At 32.1% G+C, this 1,037-nt stretch carries 1 protein-coding gene and 1 pseudogene; both read left to right on the top strand.

Going from position 1 to position 1,037, the window contains the following annotated elements:
* Positions 1-184, top strand: a pseudogene (locus ACFOU2_RS08905) (IS607 family transposase); the annotation flags it as partial.
* A gap of 40 nt (positions 185-224) precedes the next feature.
* Positions 225-1,037: hypothetical protein (locus tag ACFOU2_RS08900; RefSeq protein ID WP_377914305.1), on the top strand; the 813-nt coding region annotated here is incomplete at its 3' end.

Below are 1,037 nucleotides of genomic sequence, written 5' to 3'. Positions count from 1 at the left end.
CAAAGACCGTTTAACTCGTTTTGGGTATGGTTATTTAGAAGAGTATTTTAATAGTCATGGAGTAACCATTCATATTTTAGATGACGAGGAAACAACGAAATCAGTTCAAGAGGAATTAGCTGACGACTTGATTAGTATTATCACTAGTTTTTCAGGTAAGTTATATGGACTGCGTAGTAAAAAACATAAAGAACTACAAAAAACGGCAAAGGAGACGATTGTGGATGTTCAAAACTTATCAAACGAAAATCAAGAACGAAGCAATCGTTCTCACGAATAATCAGCCTACTTCTATTTATCAATTTTTAGAAAGCACAGCTAAAACTTTTGGTTCACTAGAAAGAAAACTATTTGTTGATTTGTATGTCCATAAAAAGCCTTCAAATGAATTGAAGGTTTCATATTGCTCGAAATACCAAATTACATCGAGACAATACAATAGCATTAAAAAGCAATTAGATGGACGTATTTCTTCAAAACTTGAACTTCAAAAACTATATATTGAAGAAACAAAAAATAAAATCGAGATAACGACAAATATATTAAACAAAAAAATAAGTCAAAAAGAAAAAGCTCAGGCTTCTCTTCTTGAAATGAAAGGCAATGAAAAGACATTTCTTAAAAAAGTGAAAAACTATCGTAGGTTACGAAACTACATTCATCAAAAAAAGAGGAAACTTCATTCATTGACTATCAAACTTGCAAAACTTGAACAAGACCAGAAACAACGGATAGTACGTATTTGTTTTGGTTCAAAAGAGTTTTTTAGTAAACAATTCAACTTAGAGGAAAATAACCTTACTTTTCAAGAATGGAAAACAGAATGGCAAGCGCGACGCGCTGCTCAATTTACATTTATCGGTTCAAAAGATGAAACGTTCGGCAACCAATCTTGTACTTACGATTTACAAAATAATCTACGTATTCGTGTTTACACAAAAGACGAAAATGTATACGGAAACTATGTCGTCATTCCAAATGTTTCGTTTCCATATGGACAAGAACAAATTGATAGAGCGAAAACACCTTCTGTTGGC

This window comes from Bacillus songklensis (assembly GCF_042649685.1).
Classification (GTDB): domain Bacteria; phylum Bacillota; class Bacilli; order Bacillales; family Bacillaceae_H; genus Bacillus_BA; species Bacillus_BA songklensis.
The sequence above is the reverse complement of the archived record's forward strand: the minus strand, read 5'-3'. Positions and strand labels throughout refer to the sequence as shown.